Origin of the sequence: Arsukibacterium sp., assembly GCF_036735525.1 — a bacterium.
Taxonomy (GTDB): Bacteria; Pseudomonadota; Gammaproteobacteria; order Enterobacterales; family Alteromonadaceae; genus Alishewanella.
The window spans coordinates 1-20744 of record NZ_DAINOE010000003.1 but is presented as its reverse complement, the minus strand read 5'-3'; the positions used below and the strand labels follow the sequence as shown (position 1 = coordinate 20744).

Sequence of the window (20744 nt, the reverse complement as noted above, 5' to 3'; positions counted from 1 at the left end):
GATCTTTCTCCTTTACAGCCAACAGGCTGCAAATCAGGCTGTATAAAAATTAGCTGTATGATACCTCAGCTGTGACAAAAAAAGAATGTTCAGGCAAAGTCGCTGCAGGGAATTTCCAGTTGCTGCGGCACTTTAGCCAGTCGCCAATGTGCCAGCGCATAGCTCAGTTGTTCGTTAACCGGTGCCGCGATCAGCGTTGGCGGCAAGGGTTGTCCCAGTACGGCTAAGGCGCGGGCCAGGCTGTGCGACAGTGGCCACTGGCTTAAATCACTGGCGTGGTTTTGTTTGCTCAACTTATGGCCAGGGGCACTAACGGCCAGCGGCAAATGGCCATAACGCGGTGGTGTGGCCCCTAATAGCTGAAAAAGCCGTTGCTGTCGTGGTGTCATACTGAGTAAGTCGGCGCCGCGGATCACTTCGGTTATCTGCTGATCCCAATCGTCAACCACTACCACTAACTGATAGGCAAATAAGCCATCGCGTCGTTTCAGGATATAATCTTCTGCTGCCACAGCTGCATCAATCTGCTGCTGGCCAAACACCAGATCAGTAAATTGCGTTGAGGTGCCCTGACTACGTAAACGCCAGGCTAAAGGAGGCTGGCTAAGCTGTAATGCGGCGCAGCTGCCCGGATAGAGGCCGCCAGCTTGCTGAATTTGCCGGCGATTACACTGACAACCGTATACTAGCTGCTGCTGCGTCAGCTCAGCGAGTACCTGTTGATAGCGCTCAAGCCGCTGACTTTGCCACAGCACAGGGCCATCCCAGCCTAAGCCAAAACGCTCTAATGTGCTAAGGATGGCATCAGCGGCATGGGGTTGCACCCTTGGCGTGTCAATATCTTCCATGCGAACTAGCCAGCGACCGTGCTGGCTTTTTGCTTGCAGATAACTACCAACAGCCGCTATCAGAGAACCAAAATGCAGGGGGCCTGAGGGGGACGGTGCAAAACGACCAATATAAGGAGGCCTTTTATCAGCGGGTATTTGCACTGTGCTGAAGCCTGGCATCAGCATCACCTGGCAGCCTTAGCCGCCGAGTTGTTTTTCTTTAATCTCTGCCAGGGTTTTACAGTCGATACATTGATCAGCCGTAGGCCGTGCTTCCAGACGCTTGATACCAATTTCAATACCACAGGTATCGCAATAGCCAAAGTCGTCATTCTCGATTTTCTGTAAGGTTTTTTCAATTTTTTTCAGTAGCTTGCGTTCGCGGTCCCTGGCGCGCAGCTCTAAGCTGAATTCTTCTTCCTGCGCGGCTCTGTCAACCGGATCCGGGAAGTTAGCGGCTTCATCCGCCATATGGGTTTTAGTGCGGTCCACTTCTTCACGTAATTGCTGACGCCAGGCATCAAGAATTCGGCGAAAATGGTCCAGCTGTTTCGGGTTCATGTACTCTTCGCCTACCGCTTCCTGGTAGGGAGTAACACCGGCTAACGCCAGCAATCCCAAGGTTTTAATGTTCTTGCCCTCTGGCATGATTATCTCCTGTACAATACTGCCAAGCAAAAAATGACCGCTACAGATAACAGATAACATCTGAGACTGCAATCACTAATAAAAAGCCGCCAAAGTATACAGACAGCCTGCGGTGGCGTCACTCATTTTCATCCATATTGCTAAATAAAAGTGATAATGTCACATTTGTGACGAACGTCACTTCCATCACTGCTGCAACTATTATTGCTAGCACAGTACTGTCAGTGTCTGACGCTGTTGTCGGCAGGCGCTTATGCTACAATGGCGTCACAATATCAGCTAGCCAGTGTAGCTAGCGCGTTTAACCAGCCGACAGGGGCCCTTATGACCACACAAAGCATTATCCAGATTTCGTTGAGCTTCGAACCTGCTGCCACGCAGTGGGGCAAACAGGCGTTGATAAGCCCATTCGCTGCCGGGTATCAAATTCACTTGTCGGGTACAGACTACCGTCAGATGCAAAAAGCGGCCCGCAGTCTGGATGGGCTTGGCTTGCAACAAGTGCAGTTGAGTGGAGAGGGCTGGAACCTCGAGCTGCAGTGGGCGTTTTATCAGGGGTTTTGCAGTGCCAAAAAGGCCGGTGGCGTGCACTTTACCGGTGACGCCAGTGTGCAGCAGTTATTGCAGCAACAGGTGCAATGTTTCAGCTGGGCTAAGCAATTAATCAATCAAACACCGGAGCAATTATCTCCGGCAGAGTTAGCCAGTCAGGCGGCTGCTTTTATTACTGCGGTGGCGCCACAGGGTACGGTCAGCAGTCGTGTCATCAGTGGTGAATCCCTGGCCGCGGAAGGCTGGCAGGGTACTTATCAGGTGGGGCGTGGCAGTAACCGGCCACCGGTGATGCTGGTGCTGGATTTTAATCCGTTAGCTGCGGAAGCTAAGGTAGCGGCGGCCCTGGTGGGTAAAGGTATTACTTTTGACAGCGGCGGTTACTCGATTAAAGCCAGTGAAAGCATGGTCAGTATGAAGTACGACATGGGCGGCGCCGCGACCATTACCGCCGCCTTGGCGTTGGCAATATTACGCGGCTTAAATAAGCGGGTGCAATTAATTTTATGTTGTGCAGAAAACCTGATAAGCGGCCATGCCTATAAATTGGGCGATATTATTACTTATAAAAACGGCACTACGGTAGAAATTGTCAATACTGATGCTGAAGGCAGGCTGGTACTGGCCGATGGTCTACTATATGCCGCACAGACAGGCGCGCCTTTGATTATGGATGCCGCTACGCTGACCGGTGCTGCTATGGTGGCAGTAGGTGGTGAATATAATGCGCTCTTTGCTTTAGATAAACCTTTAGCTGAACGCGCGCTGACACATGCCGCCGCCGAACAAGAGCCGACCTGGCCTTTACCATTGGAGCTGTGGCATCAGCAGCAATGCCCGTCACCCTATGCTGATACTGCCAATAGCCGGCCGGTAAAAGGCGGTGGTATGGGTGGGGCCAGTAATGCGGCCGGCTTTTTAAGTCGTTTTGTACCAAATGAAGGTAAAGGTTGGTTGCACTTTGATTTAGCGGCGGCCTTTAACAGCTCGTCCAATGCATACTGGTCTGCTGGTGCTACTGGTCAGGGTATTCGTACCCTGGCGGCAACCTTATTGGCTGAAACCGCTGACTAACTGAGAGTCAATTTAGTGTTACCTGTTGCCGATGTCCTACCAGAACTGCTGTCTGCGTTGCAACAGCAGCCTGCGGTGATTTTGTCGGCCCCTCCAGGCGCCGGCAAATCAACCTACTTACCGCTGTATTTATTGCAACAACCGGCGTTGGCGGGTAAACGTATTCTGTTACTCGAGCCACGCCGGTTGGCGGCACGCAGTATTGCCAGTTATCTGGCACAGCAATTAGATGAACCTCTGGGCCAAAGCGTTGGCTACCAGATCCGCCATGAGCAATGTAGCAGCGCGGCAACCCGCTTACTGGTGGTGACCGAAGGGATTTTAACCCGCAAAATTCAGCAGGATCCGCAGTTAAGTGCGGTGGATATTCTGATCTTTGATGAGTTTCATGAACGCTCGCTGCATGCGGACTTAGCCCTGGCACTGGCGCGGGAAGTACAGCAACTACGCGAAGATTTACGTATTCTGGTGATGTCGGCCACGCTGGATGTGTCGGCGTTGCAACACTATTTGCAAGCGCCGGTGATCAGTAGCGCCGGGCGCAGCTACCCGGTGGACATTCATTATCTGCCGCTGACAAAGGAGCCGGTGGCACTGCAGGCCGCCCGGCAGGCCTGGCTGGCGCAGCAACAACATCAGGGCAATGTGCTGGTGTTCTTACCTGGGCAGGCCGAAATTCATCAGGCATTTACCTACCTACAGCAACAAGCTTTGCCCGATCAAGTGCGGGTGCACCCGCTAATTGGCAGTATGACGCTGGCCGAGCAGCAGGCGGCGATAGCCCCAGCAGCCGCTGGCTTTTATAAAATTGTACTGGCCACTAATCTGGCCGAAACCAGTTTAACCATTGAAGGCATCAATGTGGTGGTTGACAGCGGGCTGGCGCGCCGCGCCAGTTATCACGCCCGCTCCGGGGCTAACCGGTTGGAAACCGTGGCGATAAGTCAGGCTGCGGCTGAGCAGCGAGCCGGCAGGGCAGGCCGCTTAATGCCTGGGCATTGCTACCGTTTTGACAGTGCAGAGCGCTGGCAAAGACGCGCCCAGTTTGAACCTGCCGAAATCAGTTTAAGTGATTTAACCGCTTTGCGTTTAGAAGTGGCCGCCTGGGGCTGTTTACCGTCAGATATTGACTGGTTAACGGCGCCTGCTGCTGCCAACCTGGCCGCGGCCAGTCAGTTATTAACCGAACTGCAGGTACTGGATGCCCAGGGTAAAATTACTGAGTTTGGCCGTAAGCTGTATCAGTTGGGGCTGGAACCGCGGCTGGCCAGTATGTTGTTGTACGCCAAACAACTGGAAGCTGGGCCCCAGGCTGAACCGGGAGTCGCCTGGTTAGCCTGTTTGTGTGCTGCAGTGCTGGAAGATGGCCGGCTGAATGGCGGCGACTTGTATCAGCTGGTGCAACGGCTGGGGCAGCAAAGGGCGCCTGCTATGCAATGGCAACAAGCGCAGCACTATGCCAAACGGCTGGGGGTAAAAGCGGGGCAACAGCTGCCTTTGCAGTTATTGCCACTGTTGATATTAAGAGCTTATCCTGAACGGCTGGCGCAGCGACGCGGCCAGGGGTACTTAATGGCCAATGGTGTGGGCGCCAGTTTGCCGCCAGATCATCCGTTGCAAGGCCAGGCCTATTTAGTGGTAGTCCAGTTACAACAAACAACGCAGCCATTGGCAGCGCCAGCGCAAGGCAGCCGGATCAGTCAGGCGTTAAAAATTGAGCTTGAGCAAGTGCAGGCCGACTGGCCGGCGGCACAGCAATGGCAATTACATTGCGGCTGGGACGAGCAGGCCGGCGGCTTTAGCAGTGAGCAGCGGCAATGCTTTGGGCAGTTAGTGTTGCAGCGGCGACCGGCCAAAGTTCAGCTGAGCCAGGCGGAAAAACAACTAGCCTGGCTGGAGTATATTGAACGTAAAGGTTTAGCTGTGCTGCCTTTTGGCGAAAAAGAGCAGCAATTGCTGGCCAGAGTGGCGCTGATGCGGCAGTATCTGCCTGGTGCAGACTGGCCAGATTTAAGCGCTAATGCGCTGTTGCAAAATCTGGCGGTTTGGTTGGGGCCGCACTTAGGCGAGATTAACAAGCAAGCTCAGTTAGCTCAGCTGCCCTTGGCCGAGTTGTTATGGCAACAATTGAATTACCGGCAACAGCAACAGTTGCAGCAACAACTGCCATTACGCTGGCAAACTCCGGCGGGTAGCAGTGTCAGTATTGATTATCAGCATCCGGCTGGGCCGCGTATCGCGGTCAGAGTGCAGGAGATGTATGGGCAACTGAATTCACCTCAGCTGCTTGATGGTAAGCTGGCGTTAACCTTAGAATTGTTATCTCCCGGCCGCCAGCCGCTGCAAATTACCCGGGATTTAGCCAGCTTTTGGCAACACGGCTGGCAAGAAGTAAAAAAAGAAATGAAAGGACGTTATCCAAAACACTTTTGGCCTGATGATCCCTCTAGCGCCCAGGCGACCAGTAAAACGAAAAAGGCAATGCAACGATGAGTAGTAAAAAGCGCGTGGCACCAGCAAGTGGACCTTTGCGGCGTTATTTACGCTATAGCGCCATGACCTTGTTAAAGTTAGCGCTGGCGTTGTTTATGACCTTGGTGCTGTATCTGATTTATCTGGACAGCAAAGTCACACAGGTGTTTTCAGGTCAGAAATGGCAAGTGCCAGCGCAGATTTATGCCCGCAGTTTAACCCTTTATCCCGGTAAGTATTTTTCTCAGACTGAGCTGATTGCTGAACTTGAGCAGTTGCAATATCAACGCAATCCCCAGTTAAGCGGGCCTGGTCAGTACAGTGTATCGCGTAATCATGTCACGGTGTTTCGGCGCGCTTTTACCTATATTGAAGGCGAAGAGGCAGCAGCGCTGTTTAGTGTTGAATTTAATCGCAGTGGCATTAACCGCATCATCTATCGCAATCAGGAATCGGTGAATTTTGCTCGATTAGAGCCACAGTTGATTGAACATTTGGTCTCGCCGCATCAGGAAGATCGTGAGTTGGTGCGCTTAGAGCAGGTGCCTCCTTTAGTCCGCGAAACCTTACTGCTGGTTGAAGATCGTGATTTTTACCAGCATCGCGGTGTGTCACCCATGTCTGTGCTGCGAGCCCTTTGGGTTAACTTTAGTGCCGGGCGCACGGTACAGGGCGGCTCGACCCTGACCCAGCAGCTGGCAAAAAATATGTATTTAAGCAGCGATCGCACCTTGTGGCGTAAAGGTAATGAAGCCTTGATGGCGCTGATACTGGATTTTCGTTACAGCAAAGATCAGATCCTCGAAGCTTATCTAAATGAAATTTTTATCGGCCAAAACCATAATACCGCTGTGCATGGCTTTGGCCTGGGCGCGCGTTTTTACTTTGGCAAGCCGCTGTCGGAATTAGACCACAGTGAATATGCACTGCTGATAGGCCTGTTAAAAGGCCCGTCTTACTATGATCCGCGGCGCTTTGAGCAGCGGGCATTACAACGGCGAGATTTAGTACTGCGACTGATGTTTGAACAGCATCTGCTAGACCGGCAAGCTTTTGAGCAGGCGGTGCAACAGCCGCTGAAACTGGTGCCGCGTGGTCAATACCTGAACGCTAATTATCCGGCCTATATGGATGCGGTGAAAAAAGAGCTGCGACAGTTGAACCTGAGCCCGGCACTGATGCAAAGCGGCATCAAGGTGTTTACCTTTTTAGATACCGCGGCCCAGCGTCAGGCTGAGCAGAGTGTCAGCCGGCAATTGGCGCAATGGCCCGCAGAGTTAGAAGCCGCGATGTTGGTGGTCAATTACCAACAAGCGGAAATTCAAGCCTTAGTGGGCGGTAAAGCGGCGGGTTTTGCCGGTTTTAACCGTGCACTGGATGCCAGACGGCAAATTGGCAGCATGATTAAGCCGGTGATTTATTTAGAAGCGCTAGAGCAAGCCGGGCGCTTTCAACTGGCGACCTTGCTGCAGGATCAGCCTTTGAGTCTCAAATCCAATAATCAGCACTGGCAACCGCAAAATTTTGATCAGCAATTTCGCGGTGCGGTAAGCCTGAATCAGGCATTGGCCGAATCATTAAATGTGCCCACAGTGCGCTTAGGCTTGCAGCTGGGTTTGCCAAAGGTGCAGGATGGTTTACGCCGTCTGGGGTTAACCCGTAATGTGCATTTGCATCCGTCATCTTTATTGGGGGCTTTGGAATTAAGCCCTTGGGAAGTCAGCCAATTGTACCAGACTATTGCTAACAATGGGGTTTATCAACCGTTAGCCACAGTGCAGGCAGTGACAGATCAACACGGCTATGCCTTGTATCAGCGCAGTGGCCAGCGCTATGCGCGCTACTCACCACAAACCGTTTATTTACTGCAACATGCGCTAATTGAAGCCGGTTTAACTGGCACCGCCCGCAGCTTGCAACACAGTTTTGCTAATCAGCAACTGGCAGGGAAAACCGGCACCTCCAGCGATTATCGTGATAGTTGGTTCAGTGGTTTTGATCAGGATAGCCTGGTCACGGTGTGGCTGGGAAGGGATGATAATCAAGCTACCGGCTTAACCGGTGGCAGCGGTGCGCTTAGGGTGTTTAGCGATTATTTTACGCATAAAGGTGTGCATTCACTGATCCGTTACATGCCAGAGGGCGTCAGCTGGCAGGCTTTTTCCAGAAAAACCGGTTTTCCTGTGGTAGATAACTGCGCTAACCCCTTGTTATTACCAGCGATATCAGGTGAAATACCGGCATTAAGCCCCTGTGATGATTAAAAGGCCTGGCGGCAGGCAATAGCGATGACAGATACTCAGATGTTAAAAGTAGGGCACTGGTACTATCTGCCCGAACAGGACAAATTGGTCAAGCTGGATGCGAAAGGCCAGCCGGCTGAAGTGTGTCAGTTAGATAATCTGGGCCAAAAGGTGGCCAATTATTTTATTGCCCACCCTGGGGTTTTAATCAGCAAAGAACAACTGTTGCAGGATGTCTGGGGCATACGTGATGTCTCTGATGGCCGTATTACCCGGGTAATAAGGGTGTTGCGTTCAGCGCTGGGCGATGACAGCCGCCTGCCAAGTTATATTGAAACCATTCCTAAACGTGGTTATCGTTTTATTGCTGAAGTGAGCCCTATTAGCGAGTTGCCTGCAGCCGACAGCCTGATAGTAACTGAAGCGGTAACATCCGGTCGGTTATCCCGCTCTGCGAAAAGCGTCAGCATTGCTTTGTTGGCAGGTACAATAGCACTGCTAGCATGGTGGTGGCTGACCCCAGCCGAACCGCTCATTACTGAAGTGCCGCTTCGGCATTACCAACCAGTCACTTCCCTTGATGGCTTAGAGTTTTACCATAATGTGTCAGCAGATGAAGCTTTTATGGTGTTTAGTTATAGTAGTCATCAAAATGAACAGGCCGCCGTATTAATATTACAAGATCTAAAAACACATCAACGCACTCAACTGACCGAAGACGGATATAGAAGCTTTGGTGCGGCTTTTCATCCTGATGGTTATCAGTTAGCTTATCAGCGTTTTTATGAAGATGGTCTTTGCAATATCCATTTAATTAAGTTTGCGACTGATCGACAACAGGTATTAAGCGACACTAAGCTAGTTTCTTGCGGAAACTTAAAAATATCAGCACGCTTAAGTTGGTCCCCTGATGGCCGCTATCTCACCTACCAAAGTATTGAACCCGGACAGACCCAAGTGGTATTAATGTTGCTGCCGGTTAACGGCGGTGCACCAGAGCAATTAACGGTGCCACCTGTCAGTAGTTTTGGTGATTTTACGGCGCGTTTCTCTCGTAATGGCGAGCAAATAGCATTTTTACGTGATGCAGGCGGGCTGGCCCAATTATGGGTTTTGGATTTGGCTACCCGCTCTACTCGCTTACTGGTAAATATACCAGAGACTTATCCTGGCAATATTGATTGGTCACTCGATAACCGCAGTATTATTTACTCTTCAGCACCTATGATTTTAAGCCAGGTTGAGCTGAATAGCCAGAAAGTAACTGATTTAGCCCGGACCAATGTTTCTGCTTTTGAGGTGCAATTGGCCTCGAGCGGAAATCTTTATGCTTCTACAGGGCTCTTTTCAAGAATTAATATTCGGCGGCAGCTAAATCCGCGATATCATACTGAATCTAATGGAGAAACGGTTTTTAGTTCAAATCGTAATGAAACCTTTATCGAGGCTAATCCATTAGTCGAAGGTCCCGTTGCTGTGGTTTCACGCCGCTCAGGTTTGCCACAAATTTGGTTGTTTTATCAAGACGGCCGGCAAGTGCAGCTTAGCCAGTTTACGCAAAGTGAGCGGATAAGAGCGATACTGTTTTCGCCAGATGGCCAGCAATTATTGGTACAATTAAATCATCAAATCTGGTTATTTAGTCTGCATAAAGCACCAATACAGGTTGCCGGATTTGGCGATAAAGTAGCCATATCTGCTGGTTTTAGCCAGGATGGACAGTCTTTTTTTTATAGTGAATCTCATCAAGGCCGCTGGCAGGTGGTGTCAGCACCACTAATCGATCCTTTGTCGACAAAGATCATGGCTTACGACCAGGATTACTATCAGCAAAGTTATTTTGGTGATTATGCCGTCTGGCGTGACAGTAATACCAGGTTATTCTACATGCAGCGGCATGGTTCCGATGAGGTTGAGCTGTTACCATTTCGTTTGCCTGAAAGTCAGTTATTGGTAAAGCTTGATTTAAGAGCTCAGGGCATTTATTTCAGTAAACTGCAGCAAAATGATCACTATCAAGTGTTTTACCTGGATTTATCGACTAAACAACTGCAGCCATTGTCAACAGAGATACTATTATTACACAGTCGATTTAGTTTGAGTGCTGACGAACAATATTTGTACTATCTGGAAGCTGTTAAGGCTGACATCGATATAGGTAAGATAGAGGGGTTCATCGAAAATATGTAAGGTTTTTATCGGTTTTCTATCGAGTTAAATGTCTTTGGCTGTTCTAGGCTGCAGGTGTGTCTAACCTGAAAGGAAATTGCCATGAAACAGTTAACCACCCCTTTTATCTATACAGTATTAATCATAACAAGTGTCTCAATTTTAGGTGTAGCTGCCACAGTTAAAAGCAGCATAGAAGTCTTACCTGAAAAGCAAATACATATACCCGTAAATCTTCAAGACGATTTTTATGCTTGTTTTCTCTATCCTTTTTGCTACGACCCAGACAATGCTGAGCCGTTAAATCATCAGCAAGCTGAGCCGAGTACTCAAAAGGTCTGACATCTTAGTTAGTTGTTAACTGAACGGTTTTACCTTAACCGCTTACAACTTTGAGGTATACTCCGCCCGAGTAATATTAACGGGCGGGCCTTATGTCTAATCTGGAACCTCTGATAAAACTGGGTGACTGGTATTATCGACCGGTACAGGGCATTTTGTGGCCAGCCGTTGACGTACCCGCTGAACAGCAGAAGCCGCTGCAGCTCGAACTACGCCTGCACAGCTTGTTAAATTATTTTTTATTGCATCCGCAAAAACTGCTGCATAAAGATACCCTTATTGACCAGGTGTGGCCCGATGCAGAAGGCACAGATGGTGCGGTAATGCGCGCAGTGGGCGCCCTGCGCAAAGCCCTGGGTGATGACAGCCGGTCACCGCGTTATATCGCGACAGTGTCAAAAAAAGGCTATTGCTGGTTACAAGCTATAGAGCCTTTAACCAGTAGCCAGATTAATGCTCAGACAACGCAGCCACTGCTCACTGAGCCAGTGAACGCTACTGATAATGCGGGCGGTATCAGCTGGCGTGGCGTCTGGCGTTTTGCCTTGCTTAGCACCTTCGGCTTGCTGGTTGTGGGCGGCAGCCTTGCTTATCTGCTCGCCAGTTTTACTGCAGGCCCGCTGACCCGCTTGCCGGATCAGATCCAGCCGATAAGTGCATTAAGTGGCTTGGAAGACTGGCCGATTTTTCATGCCGGACAACAACAATTATTTTATCAGCATCGAGCTGCTCCGGCGGCGCCGATACGCTGGTTACGGCAGGATTTAGCCAGTTTGCGAATTTTTAGCTCAGAGCAAAGCTACCAAAAAATGGGCGTCGGCAGTTGGCTGGATGAGCAGCATCTGCTGTTCCGGGCACTAACTATGCAGGGGCAGTGCGGTATGTACCGGCAACAGGTGATACCGGACTTTGCCCCACCAGAGTTAATGCAGCCCTGCCAGCATTGGTTGGATACGGCCAGCGTGCTGTGGCAAGTTGATGGACAACAGCAGTGGTATTGGTTGGACTGGGACGACGAGCGCCAGCAGTATCAGTTATGGACCCAGGATCAACAGGGGCAGGCGCAATGGGTGCAAAGCCTGAGGGGCCCTTGGCGGCAGCTAAGCCAGCTGGTGGTGCATCAGCAGCAGCTTTATCTGTTAGCGCAAACCGGCTTTAACCAGTCAGCTTTATTTCAGCTGAGTGAGCCCGGGGCAGAGCTGACGCTACTACAACATTTTCCCTATCAGCTTTACCAACTCAGTGTGTTTGATCAGCAACATTTATTGCTGAATAACGCCGCCGGGCAGCTAGCCTTGTGGCAAGGACCCGACAAAGCGATGCAAGCTCTGGGGCCGATGAGTGAGAATTTACTGCAGGCTAGCCGCTACCAGCAGCGGGTACTGGGCAGTCAGCTATTAGATTACACCACCGATATTCAGCGCTGGCAGCCAGCGGTAGCAATGAATGCTGAAGGTGCTTTCCAGACAACAGAGTTATGGCAAGCCAGTAACCGCAGTGAACGCCATTACAGTGGCAGCGCTGATTCGCAGGCTTTTGTATCAGAGCGCAATGGCAGTGCACAAATCTGGTTGTTACAACAGGAACAAAACCGACTGCTGACCAACTTGCAACCGCAGCAGCAGGTGCAACAGTTGCTGTGGCATCAACAGCAATTGCTGGCGCTGATTAATAGTCAGTTGTATCAGGTTTCCCTTACGTCAACAGAGCTAACCTTGCTGAGCAGCACTGAGCAGATAATTGGCCGGGTAGAAAGCTGTAGCGATGAGCTGTGGTTGAGCAGTTACACCTCTTCCGGCTGGCAGCTACGACAGCTAAGCCGGCCTGATGCCGATATTATTAAGCAGTCGGTGGTGGATATGCGCTGCGCAGGTAAGCAATTGTTATTGCAGTTTAGCGACACCCCGCAGTTAGCCAGCTGGCAGCCTGACAGTTCAGAGGTTTCCTGGTTGCCATATGAGCTGGATTGGCGTGATCGTGAGCCACAACAGTGGGGAGTCTATACTCAGGGATTATTTTGGTTAGCGCCGCAACAGGCGGAGTTAATGTTGGCACCCTGGCATAGTGAGCAATTACTGCGTCAGCCATTAACCGCCAGGGTACCGTTGCAGCTATACTTTGACAGTTATCGGCAGCAGTGGTACCAGGTGACGTCGCGGCCATACGATACTGATATCGTATGGCTGCAAAACCGCAGCTAGCACTTTTTACAGTGCAGCAAAGCTGTCTGCGGCAGCCTGTATGGTAGCCGCTAAGTCATCGTCACTGTGCGCCAAGGATAAAAAGCCGGCTTCATAAGCTGAGGGGGCCAGGTAAATCCCTTTAGCCAGCATTAAGTGGAAAAACTGTTTAAAAGCGCCGATATCACACTGCGTAGCCTGCTGAAAGTTACTGACTCTGGGCGCATTGGTAAAAAAGAAACCAAACATACCGCCTACCTGATTAAAACTCATCGGTACACCATGCTGTTTTGCCGCGCCGGCCAGACCGGTGACCAGTTGGCTGGTTTTAGCGGTAAGCGCTTCATAGACGCCGGGGCGGCTGATTTCTGTCAGGGCGGCTAAGCCCGCAGCCATAGCAATAGGGTTGCCGGATAAGGTGCCAGCCTGATACACCGGGCCCAGTGGCGCTATCTGTTGCATAATGGCTTTTTTACCGCCAAAAGCCCCTACGGGCATACCGCCACCGATAATTTTGCCTAAAGTGGTCAGATCCGGTGTCACGTTATATACTTGCTGCGCACCGCCCAGTGCAACCCGAAAGCCGGTCATCACTTCATCAAAGATCAACACCGCGCCATATTGATCGCACAACTGCCGTAAGCCCTGTAAAAAGCCTGGCTCTGGCGGAATGCAGTTCATATTGCCGGCCACGGGCTCGACAATAATACAGGCGATGTTGTCGCCCTGTTCGGCAAACAACGCTTGAATTTGCTCAAGATTATTAAATTCGCAGGTCAGGGTGTATTTGGCAAAGTCAGCTGGTACGCCAGGCGAGTTCGGTACTCCTAAGGTCAGGGCACCAGAGCCGGCTTTAACCAGCAGTGAGTCGGCATGGCCATGATAGCAGCCTTCAAATTTTACGATAGTATCGCGCCCGGTATAGCCCCGCGCTAAGCGGATAGCACTCATGGTGGCTTCTGTGCCAGAACTTACCATCCGCAGCATTTCCATGCTGGGCACCAGCTTGGACACTAGTTCAGCCATATCAATTTCGGCCGGGCAGGGCGCACCAAAGCTTAAGCCATTCGCCGCTGCATTAATCACTGCCTGGCGAATGGCCGGGTGATTATGGCCCAATAACATCGGGCCCCAGGAGCCGATATAGTCGATATAGCGTTTGCCATCGACATCATATAAATAAGCGCCATCGGCACGCTCAATAAATACCGGTGTACCGCCGACGCTTTTAAAAGCCCGTACCGGTGAGTTAACACCGCCGGGAATGGTTTGCTGAGCACGTTGAAACAATTGTTCGGACAAAGACATTTTAGTTAACCTTTATTTTTGCTGTACCAAGGTACTCTTTATTGCCGTACCAAGGTTTTATTTATTACTGTACCAAGGTACAGCACATTCAAATTTATCGACCTGATTTTCTACGCCCAGACAGAGCGCAAACAGCGCCATACGTACCAAAATACCATTATCGGCCTGGCGGAAAATCGCCAGGTTCGGATTCAGGTTCAGATCGTTATCCAACTCATTAGCTTCTAAACGTGAGTCACGCGGCAGCGGATGCATAATGACCGTATTCGATTTACAGTGACGGGTATAAATTTCCTGATTAAGCCGGAACTTGCCTCTGTAGCGGTTGGCTTCCTCTTTTGACGGGAAACGCTCTTCCTGAATACGGGTTTGATACACGATATCAGCGTTAAGATTTCCCTCCAGTTTATCGGTTATCGTCAACTGATGGCCGGCATTGCTCAATGCATTGAGTATTTCATCTGGCATAGCCAGCTCTGAGGGAGAAATTAAGATGACTTTGACATTCTGATATAAGCTGAGCAGTTTCGATAAAGAGTGCACAGTGCGGCCAAATTTTAAATCGCCGACCATGGCAATGTGCATACCGTCAATGGACTGACTGCTGGCCGCCAGCTCTTGTTCAATGGTAAATAAATCGAGTAAGGCCTGGGTGGGGTGTTCATTGGCGCCATCACCACCATTTAAAACCGGTACCCGGCTACCCTGTGCAAACTCGGCCACCGAGCCTGCTTGTGGATGGCGCATCGCGATGACATCGCTGTAACTGCTGATTACCCGGGCGGTGTCGTACAGCGATTCCCCTTTCGATAACGCTGACGACTCCATGCCGGTGGTTTCGCGCACTTCGCCGCCTAACAAATTGAAAGCACAGCCAAAGCTGACACGGGTGCGGGTGCTTGGCTCAAAAAACAGGTTACCCAGAATAGCGCCTTCGAGTACTGTAGTACGCTTTTTACGGCTGGCATAGGGTGACATTTGGCGTGCAATGCGGAACACATCCAATATGGCATCACGATTAAATTGTTGTACCGAAAGAATGTGCTGACCTTTAAAGCTCATAACGTGGCTCACTTAGCAGATAGCAGGCAGAGGCTAGAAATAATGCCGTTATTATACGGAAAAGCCTGGCTAAAAGCATGTGCAAATACGGCTAACTAACTGGGTTTAAATACCGCCAACAGAATAATAGCCAGCAACACCAGCACCGGTAATTCATTAAACACCCGATAAAAGCGCGAACTGTGTGTATTGCGGTTATGTTTGAAATCAGCCAGTAATTTAAAACACCAGCCATGATAGCCCAGCAACAAAGCCACCAGCAGCAATTTATAGTGTAACCAGCTGCTGGCAGCAAACCACTCGCTGCCATAGGCGACAATCAGCACTACGCCACTGATTACTGTGAGCAGGGCAAAGGGCGTGACAAAATAGAGTAAACGTCGCTCCATCACTTTAAAGGTACTGTCGCAATCCGGGCTTTGCGTTTCGGCGTGGTACACAAAAAGCCTTGGCAGGTAAAAAATACCGGCAAACCAGGCAATAATAAAAAACAGATGCAGTGCTTTGAAGGTCAGTATTAGGGTCATAGTGATTGATTATCCTGATTGCATCACAACAGATTGTTTTGTTTGATCAGTAAGGCTCGCACCTGATCCCAGCGAATAACCCCTACAGGCGTGTCGGGGTCTTGCTCATAGATATACACCAGACCATCGCGTTGCTCTTCCAGTAAGGCAAACACTTCTGCCATGGTGGCCTGATGTGATAAACCACTGACCACCTGATACTGAATAACACTGTCACCGCTCATCGATAAACTGACATCATACTGCGCACTGACAAACTCAGTCTGCCCTGCATCGGAGCGGCGAATAAGCAATTGCTCAGGGGGGGGCAGCTTGGCCAGATGTTGGTGCACTTCAGCTTCATCTGGTTTATCTAATAAATGATATTGCTGATTCATCAGGGCCAGCACGCCCACTTTTTGCAGTACATCATCTGCTGGCGCGAGTTTATAGGGCAACTGCATAAAATCCAGCTGCAGCATAAATATCGATTTATTATTAAAAAACTGCACCGTTGTGACATAGGCGCTGACGATGACCAGCATCGCCGGTAAAATAATTTGCTGGTTGCCGGCCAGCTCCATCACCGCCACTAAGGCGGCTAACGGCGCATGCAGGGTGGCGGCCATTAATCCGGCCATCCCCAGTACGGCATAGGTGCCAGCAGCGCTACTATCGCCCATTGCTAACCCCGGCACTATGGCCAGAATAGTGCCCAGCACTATGCCCAAACCAAACACCGGGCCAATAATACCGCCAGGTACCCCCAGGCCTAATGCGAATAAGGTCATGATCATTTTGCCAATAAAAATGATCAGCAGCAGTTGCAGTTCGGTCGGGCTATTAACGGCAAAGGCAATGGCTCCGGTTTCCGCCCCCATGGCGTGTGGTACCAGATACCCCACACCAGCGGTGACTAAGCCGGCGATGGCCAGTCGCAACAACAGTGGCCGGTTTTTAAATAAACGCAGTAAGCGCATCAGGTTCTGATTAAAAAAGAACGCCACAGCACCAAAGATCACGCCACACAAAATAAGATAAGGAAAATGCCAGAAACTGATACTGATAATGGGTAAAGATGCCAGCTCTTTATCATGACCAAACACCAGCTGAGTAGCCAGGGCGCCGACCACCGCCGCCAACATTATCGGGATAAAGACATGAATGCGATACTCGCGCAGCACCACTTCCATTACAAAAATCATCGCGGCCAACGGCGTATTAAAAGATGCCGAAATCGCTGCAGCTATACCACAGCCTGCTAAGATACGGATGCTGTTGTATGGCAGTTGTAAGTAACGGCCTACCGTGCTGGCGCCATAAGCGCCCAGATGCACTGAAGGACCTTCACGGCCCACTGAAAATCCGCTGGCTAGCGCCATGATGCCGCCAAAAAACTGATGCAGGGTATTTCGAAACGGCATAACACCATAGGCGGTTTTAATACGGTGAATGACAAAGGGAATACCCAGCCGGGTGTGACGATAGCCGGTAATGAGTGCCACCAGGCCAATAGCTGCGGCGCCCAGTAACGGCAGTATCAATCGCAGCTCAGGTTCAATGCTGACAAAATTATCGGCATGCGCTAAAAACAGCTGCTGTAGCCCAATAATCGCCAGCCGGAACAGGATAATCAACAAAGCGGCAATCAGGCCGCCCAGCATGCCAAGCAGGCAGAGTTGCAATGAAGTTTGCGGTAATGCCAGCCGCCGTCGCAGCGGTGGTAACCATTCTTGCCAATGTCTCATAGCAGCTAAGCGTTAATAAACATAGCTATAGTTTAACATAAGCATCTGAGTTGACAGCTGATATTTTAAGCTTGCGCCCATTACCGGAAAATACTTGAATAAAATAGTCAAGTATTAGATAATGCCGCTCTATAAACACGCCCCCTGCATCGCCTCGAATTGCCCATAGGAGCTAGCATGTCTGATATTCAGATCCCAATAGAATTTACTGATGCCGCAGCTCGTAAAGTAGCAGCACTGGTCAGCGAAGAAGAAAATCCGGCATTAAAATTACGGGTGTATATCACCGGTGGTGGTTGCTCAGGTTTTCAATACGGCTTCACCTTTGATGAAAAAGTAAATGACGGTGATTTACTGGTCGAAAAACAAGGTGTCGCTATGGTGGTAGATCCGATGAGCCTACAATACCTGATGGGCGGCGTGGTTGACTACACCGAGGGTTTACAGGGTAGTCGTTTTATAATACAAAACCCTAATGCCACAACTACCTGCGGCTGCGGTTCTTCTTTTTCGGTATAAATACACCTTTTGTAAAATAATAATTACATTATTGTGTTGGTTAAGCCCTGCTAGCGGTGGCTTAACCAGATAATGATGCTCAAACTAAGTGCAATAACCAAATTAAAGCTGATAATGACGATAAATCCTTTCAGTCCCTGTCGCAGGCTGTAACCATAGTGCCGCAAGAACATATACCAACCTAAACACATCAATAATGGTACTAAGAACAATAGCCTGACCATAAATACTCCTCAGATTTTGATTCGAAAACACTCAGTATAAATGCAGTTTTGCTGGCTTGCTGATAGCTCAGGTAGCAGAGTGTAAAGATACTTTACATTATTTAACGCTTGTACCTGTACGCTCGTCGCAAGCTGTGGTTTAATTAATTCGGTTATTTTTGCTTATTGCTTTGCAATAAGGTTTGAAATTTTGCAGGAAGTTAATCCACCATAATAAAAGCGTATCACGCTGGGAGTAGAAAAAATATGAAGGGCACTAAAAGCGTCATATCTGACGAGAATAAACGGTTATGTGTCTGGTTAAAACGCCAGCGCCAGGAAAAAGGGCATACTATGCGCAGTTTGTCTGAAATTTTAGGCACACCACATTCTTTTATTGGCAAGGTTGAAAATCAGGAACGTCGTTTAGACGTGGTTGAATACGTCAGATATTGCCAGGCACTAGAAGTTGATCCCACTGAAGGCCTGAAGCAGGTGTTAAATCCCTAAGCTCCTTAGGTAGGCAAAAAAAACCGCCATGAGCGGTTTTTTTTGTCTACCATCTTTGCCAATATACTTACACCTGAAATACCGGTTCCAGCAGCTTAAAGCTGCCTGCCGAGGCGTCCATTTCAGCCATGGCACCCACCGGCACGATAAATTGTCGCGGTATGTGGCCAATCATAGCGCCGCGATAGGCCGGAATGCCCAGCGGTTTAATAAAGTCATCAAAAATATCATCCAGTGTCAGGCTGCCCCAGCCGCCGCCCGGTACACAGTTATTACAATCACCAAAAATAAAACCACTGATTTTATCCAGTACCCCCATTAGCTGCAGCGTGCTGAACATGCGATCTATACGGTAAGGCTGCTCCTGAATGTCTTCTAAAAATAAAATTTTGCCGCTAAAGTCTGGCAGGTAAGGTGAACCGGCCAATGCCGTTAACACGGTAAGGTTACCGCCAACCAATGCCCCTTTGGCCACCCCTGGCGTAATGACCTGAGTACGGTTTTGCCTGGGGACCAACTCATCCCGTGCAGTGAGATCGTTTTGGTAATGCATCAGTTCGCGTTGAAAAAACAGCCGTTCAAACTGATCAACGTTAAAGGCGTTCCAACTACCTGTACCATTGGGACCATGAAAACTCACCAGTCCGGCTTTGGCCAGTAACGCATTATGTAATGCTGTGATATCAGAGTAGCCCAGTAATGGCTTGGGGTTTTGCCGGATCATGTCATAATCCAGTAACGGCAGAATGCGCGCCGCGCCTGAGCCGCCGCGCAGACAGATAACGGCTTTCACCTCTTTATCGGCAAACATCGCATTTACATCGGCGGCTCTGTCTGTATCGCGCCCGGCCAGATGGCCACGGCGGTCTGCAAAAAAACGCCCGGTTTTCACTTTAAACCCCAGCGCCTGCATGGCTTCCTGGGCTAACTGTAGCTCTAAGCGCTCAGCGGTGGCGGCTGACGAACTGACTAAGCCGACCGTATCGCCTTTGCTCAGTGCTTTGGGCAGGATGCGGGATGGACTGTTTTTAGACTTACTGTGGGTAGGCATGCTGGCTGCAGAGCTGATGCTGCACCCTGCCAGGGGTAACAAGGATAACGCCAAGGCGCTTTGCTTCAGAAATTGCCGTTTATTCATTAAAAACACCCACCCAGAAATAAATTATTCCAACAGTATTTCATTAGATAGCATGCTTTACGCAGAAATGCAGCTGCTTGCGACCAAAAAAATGGCCGCAAGCAGCGAATGTTTTTACTTCTTAGCGGTTTTTTTGGCGAGTTTTTTAGCGGCGATTTTGCCTGGTTTTTTCTTTTTGCTGCCTACTTTGGCTTCTTTATGTTGTGGCCGCAGGCTGTCAATGACCCGCCGTTTTAGTTTTTGCTCGGTATAGCGCTCTACTTTAGCCAGAATAGCCATATCATGCGCTTCTACCAGAGAGATAGCGGTGCCTTTTTTGCCGGCACGCCCGGTGCGGCCAATACGGTGCACATAGGTATCGGCAGAGCGTGGCATATCAAAATTGATCACGTGGCTGATGTCATCAATATCCAGACCACGGGCGGCCACGTCGGTGGCCAGTAAAATACGGACCTGATTATTACTAAAGCGCGCTAATGCCTGCTGTCGTTTATCTTGTGGCATCTCGCCCTGTAACCAGCAGCAGCGGATCCCTGCGGTTTCCAGCTGACCGGTCAGGCTGGCCAGTCGTTCGCGGGTTTTCACAAAGACAATGGCTTTGCTGACATCGGCTTGCTGCAATAAATGGGTTAATAAAGCCAGTTTATGATCAGCATCATCGGCCAGATGGACCCATTGGATGATCTTGGCTTTTTCTTTGCGTGACGGTATGGCTTCAATCCGCTCAGGCTCTTTTAACGCATGGCTGGCAAAGCGCTCCAGTGAAGCCCCCTCTAAGGTAGCAGAAAATAAAAATGTCTGACGGCGGCGGCGCGCTTCAAGCACAATGCGGTTCATCTCGCCGACAAAGCCCATGTCGAGCATCCGGTCGGCTTCATCGAGGATCAGTACTTCGACTTCATCGGCCTGAAAGCTTTCTTCATCCAGGTATTCAATTAAGCGGCCCGGGGTGGCTACCAGGATGTCATTATTTTTTTCCAGTGTATCTTTGTGGCTGCCATAGTTAATGCCACCGGTGATCACGCCAATGTTTAAATTGGTGTGCTTAGCAAAAGTACAGAATTCGTCGTATACCTGATAGGCCAGCTCGCGGGTAGGGGTCATCACTAAGACCCGGGCAAAACCCGGATCACGGCGGCCGAAATCCAGCAAATACTGGATCGCCGGTAACACAAAAGCCAGCGTTTTACCGGTACCGGTGGGGGCACTGGCTAACAGATCTTTGCCATCCAGAGCCAGC

Annotated in this window: 16 protein-coding genes; 8 read left to right on the top strand and 8 right to left on the bottom strand. The window is 50.0% G+C overall.

The genetic code is table 11. The annotated features are described in order from the left end of the window. Positions 1 to 89: 89 nt before the first annotated feature. Complete coding sequence (gluQRS, locus tag V7D78_RS01160; RefSeq protein ID WP_333606590.1) at positions 90 to 1010, bottom strand: tRNA glutamyl-Q(34) synthetase GluQRS; 921 nt, start codon at positions 1008 to 1010, stop codon at positions 90 to 92. A gap of 18 nt (positions 1011 to 1028) precedes the next feature. Further along, complete coding sequence (dksA, locus tag V7D78_RS01155) at positions 1029 to 1478, bottom strand: RNA polymerase-binding protein DksA (protein ID WP_333606589.1); 450 nt, start codon at positions 1476 to 1478, stop codon at positions 1029 to 1031. A 324-nt stretch (positions 1479 to 1802) separates the two neighbouring features. Between dksA and pepB the strand changes: the two genes are divergently transcribed. The 6 genes from pepB (at position 1803) to V7D78_RS01125 (ending at position 12531) form a co-directional block, all read left to right on the top strand. Next, on the top strand, positions 1803 to 3104 hold the full coding sequence (gene pepB / locus V7D78_RS01150) for an aminopeptidase PepB (protein WP_333606588.1): 1302 nt from the start codon (positions 1803 to 1805) through the stop codon (positions 3102 to 3104). Between the two features lie 15 nt (positions 3105 to 3119). Further along, positions 3120 to 5597 (top strand): ATP-dependent helicase HrpB, encoded by a 2478-nt coding sequence (gene hrpB, locus V7D78_RS01145; protein WP_333606587.1) that lies wholly within the window; start codon positions 3120 to 3122, stop codon positions 5595 to 5597. Continuing rightward, positions 5594 to 7840: a penicillin-binding protein 1B gene (gene mrcB / locus V7D78_RS01140; protein WP_333606586.1), complete on the top strand. Its 2247-nt coding sequence runs from the start codon at positions 5594 to 5596 to the stop codon at positions 7838 to 7840. The genes hrpB and mrcB overlap by 4 nt, the downstream gene beginning before the upstream one ends. Positions 7841 to 7864: 24 nt before the next feature. After that, complete coding sequence (locus tag V7D78_RS01135) at positions 7865 to 10009, top strand: winged helix-turn-helix domain-containing protein (protein WP_333606585.1); 2145 nt, start codon at positions 7865 to 7867, stop codon at positions 10007 to 10009. A gap of 81 nt (positions 10010 to 10090) precedes the next feature. Then, positions 10091 to 10330: a hypothetical protein gene (locus V7D78_RS01130; protein ID WP_333606584.1), complete on the top strand. Its 240-nt coding sequence runs from the start codon at positions 10091 to 10093 to the stop codon at positions 10328 to 10330. A 92-nt stretch (positions 10331 to 10422) separates the two neighbouring features. Beyond that, entirely contained in the window at positions 10423 to 12531 is a 2109-nt protein-coding gene (locus V7D78_RS01125) for a winged helix-turn-helix domain-containing protein (protein ID WP_333606583.1), read from the top strand. 6 nt (positions 12532 to 12537) lie between these two features. Here V7D78_RS01125 and hemL read toward each other — a convergent pair whose 3' ends face one another. The 4 genes from hemL to V7D78_RS01105 form a co-directional block, all read right to left on the bottom strand. Beyond that, complete coding sequence (gene hemL, locus V7D78_RS01120; protein WP_333606582.1) at positions 12538 to 13818, bottom strand: glutamate-1-semialdehyde 2,1-aminomutase; 1281 nt, start codon at positions 13816 to 13818, stop codon at positions 12538 to 12540. 57 nt (positions 13819 to 13875) lie between these two features. Beyond that, positions 13876 to 14880, bottom strand: a complete 1005-nt coding sequence (locus tag V7D78_RS01115; RefSeq protein ID WP_333606581.1) for an aspartate carbamoyltransferase — start codon at positions 14878 to 14880, stop codon at positions 13876 to 13878. A 95-nt stretch (positions 14881 to 14975) separates the two neighbouring features. Beyond that, positions 14976 to 15407: a protoporphyrinogen oxidase HemJ gene (hemJ, locus tag V7D78_RS01110; protein WP_333606580.1), complete on the bottom strand. Its 432-nt coding sequence runs from the start codon at positions 15405 to 15407 to the stop codon at positions 14976 to 14978. Between the two features lie 23 nt (positions 15408 to 15430). Further along, a complete protein-coding gene (locus V7D78_RS01105) occupies positions 15431 to 17134 on the bottom strand; it encodes a chloride channel protein (protein WP_333606579.1) in 1704 nt (567 codons plus the stop codon). 177 nt (positions 17135 to 17311) lie between these two features. Here V7D78_RS01105 and erpA point away from each other — a divergent pair, with 177 nt between their 5' ends. Then, positions 17312 to 17653: an iron-sulfur cluster insertion protein ErpA gene (gene erpA, locus V7D78_RS01100; protein ID WP_333606578.1), complete on the top strand. Its 342-nt coding sequence runs from the start codon at positions 17312 to 17314 to the stop codon at positions 17651 to 17653. 470 nt (positions 17654 to 18123) lie between these two features. Continuing rightward, positions 18124 to 18366 (top strand): helix-turn-helix domain-containing protein, encoded by a 243-nt coding sequence (locus V7D78_RS01095; RefSeq protein WP_333606577.1) that lies wholly within the window; start codon positions 18124 to 18126, stop codon positions 18364 to 18366. 67 nt (positions 18367 to 18433) lie between these two features. Here the strand turns inward: V7D78_RS01095 and V7D78_RS01090 are convergent, their stop codons facing one another. Then, the gene (locus V7D78_RS01090) at positions 18434 to 19504 is read right to left on the bottom strand and encodes a S66 peptidase family protein (RefSeq protein ID WP_333606576.1); all 1071 of its coding nucleotides are present in this window, start codon (positions 19502 to 19504) and stop codon (positions 18434 to 18436) included. 114 nt (positions 19505 to 19618) lie between these two features. Next, positions 19619 to 20744 (bottom strand): ATP-dependent RNA helicase SrmB (gene srmB / locus V7D78_RS01085; RefSeq protein ID WP_333606575.1); only part of this gene is annotated, 1126 nt, incomplete at its 5' end.

Coding starts and splice junctions, on each gene's coding strand:
- gluQRS (WP_333606590.1), bottom strand. CDS start 1,010: ATGCCAGGCTTCAGCACAGTGCAAATACCCGCTGATAAAAGGCCTCCT.
- dksA (WP_333606589.1), bottom strand. CDS start 1,478: ATGCCAGAGGGCAAGAACATTAAAACCTTGGGATTGCTGGCGTTAGCC.
- pepB (WP_333606588.1), top strand. CDS start 1,803: ATGACCACACAAAGCATTATCCAGATTTCGTTGAGCTTCGAACCTGCT.
- mrcB (WP_333606586.1), top strand. CDS start 5,594: ATGAGTAGTAAAAAGCGCGTGGCACCAGCAAGTGGACCTTTGCGGCGT.
- V7D78_RS01135 (WP_333606585.1), top strand. CDS start 7,865: ATGACAGATACTCAGATGTTAAAAGTAGGGCACTGGTACTATCTGCCC.
- V7D78_RS01130 (WP_333606584.1), top strand. CDS start 10,091: ATGAAACAGTTAACCACCCCTTTTATCTATACAGTATTAATCATAACA.
- V7D78_RS01125 (WP_333606583.1), top strand. CDS start 10,423: ATGTCTAATCTGGAACCTCTGATAAAACTGGGTGACTGGTATTATCGA.
- hemL (WP_333606582.1), bottom strand. CDS start 13,818: ATGTCTTTGTCCGAACAATTGTTTCAACGTGCTCAGCAAACCATTCCC.
- V7D78_RS01115 (WP_333606581.1), bottom strand. CDS start 14,880: ATGAGCTTTAAAGGTCAGCACATTCTTTCGGTACAACAATTTAATCGT.
- hemJ (WP_333606580.1), bottom strand. CDS start 15,407: ATGACCCTAATACTGACCTTCAAAGCACTGCATCTGTTTTTTATTATT.
- V7D78_RS01105 (WP_333606579.1), bottom strand. CDS start 17,134: ATGAGACATTGGCAAGAATGGTTACCACCGCTGCGACGGCGGCTGGCA.
- erpA (WP_333606578.1), top strand. CDS start 17,312: ATGTCTGATATTCAGATCCCAATAGAATTTACTGATGCCGCAGCTCGT.
- V7D78_RS01095 (WP_333606577.1), top strand. CDS start 18,124: ATGAAGGGCACTAAAAGCGTCATATCTGACGAGAATAAACGGTTATGT.
- V7D78_RS01090 (WP_333606576.1), bottom strand. CDS start 19,504: ATGAATAAACGGCAATTTCTGAAGCAAAGCGCCTTGGCGTTATCCTTG.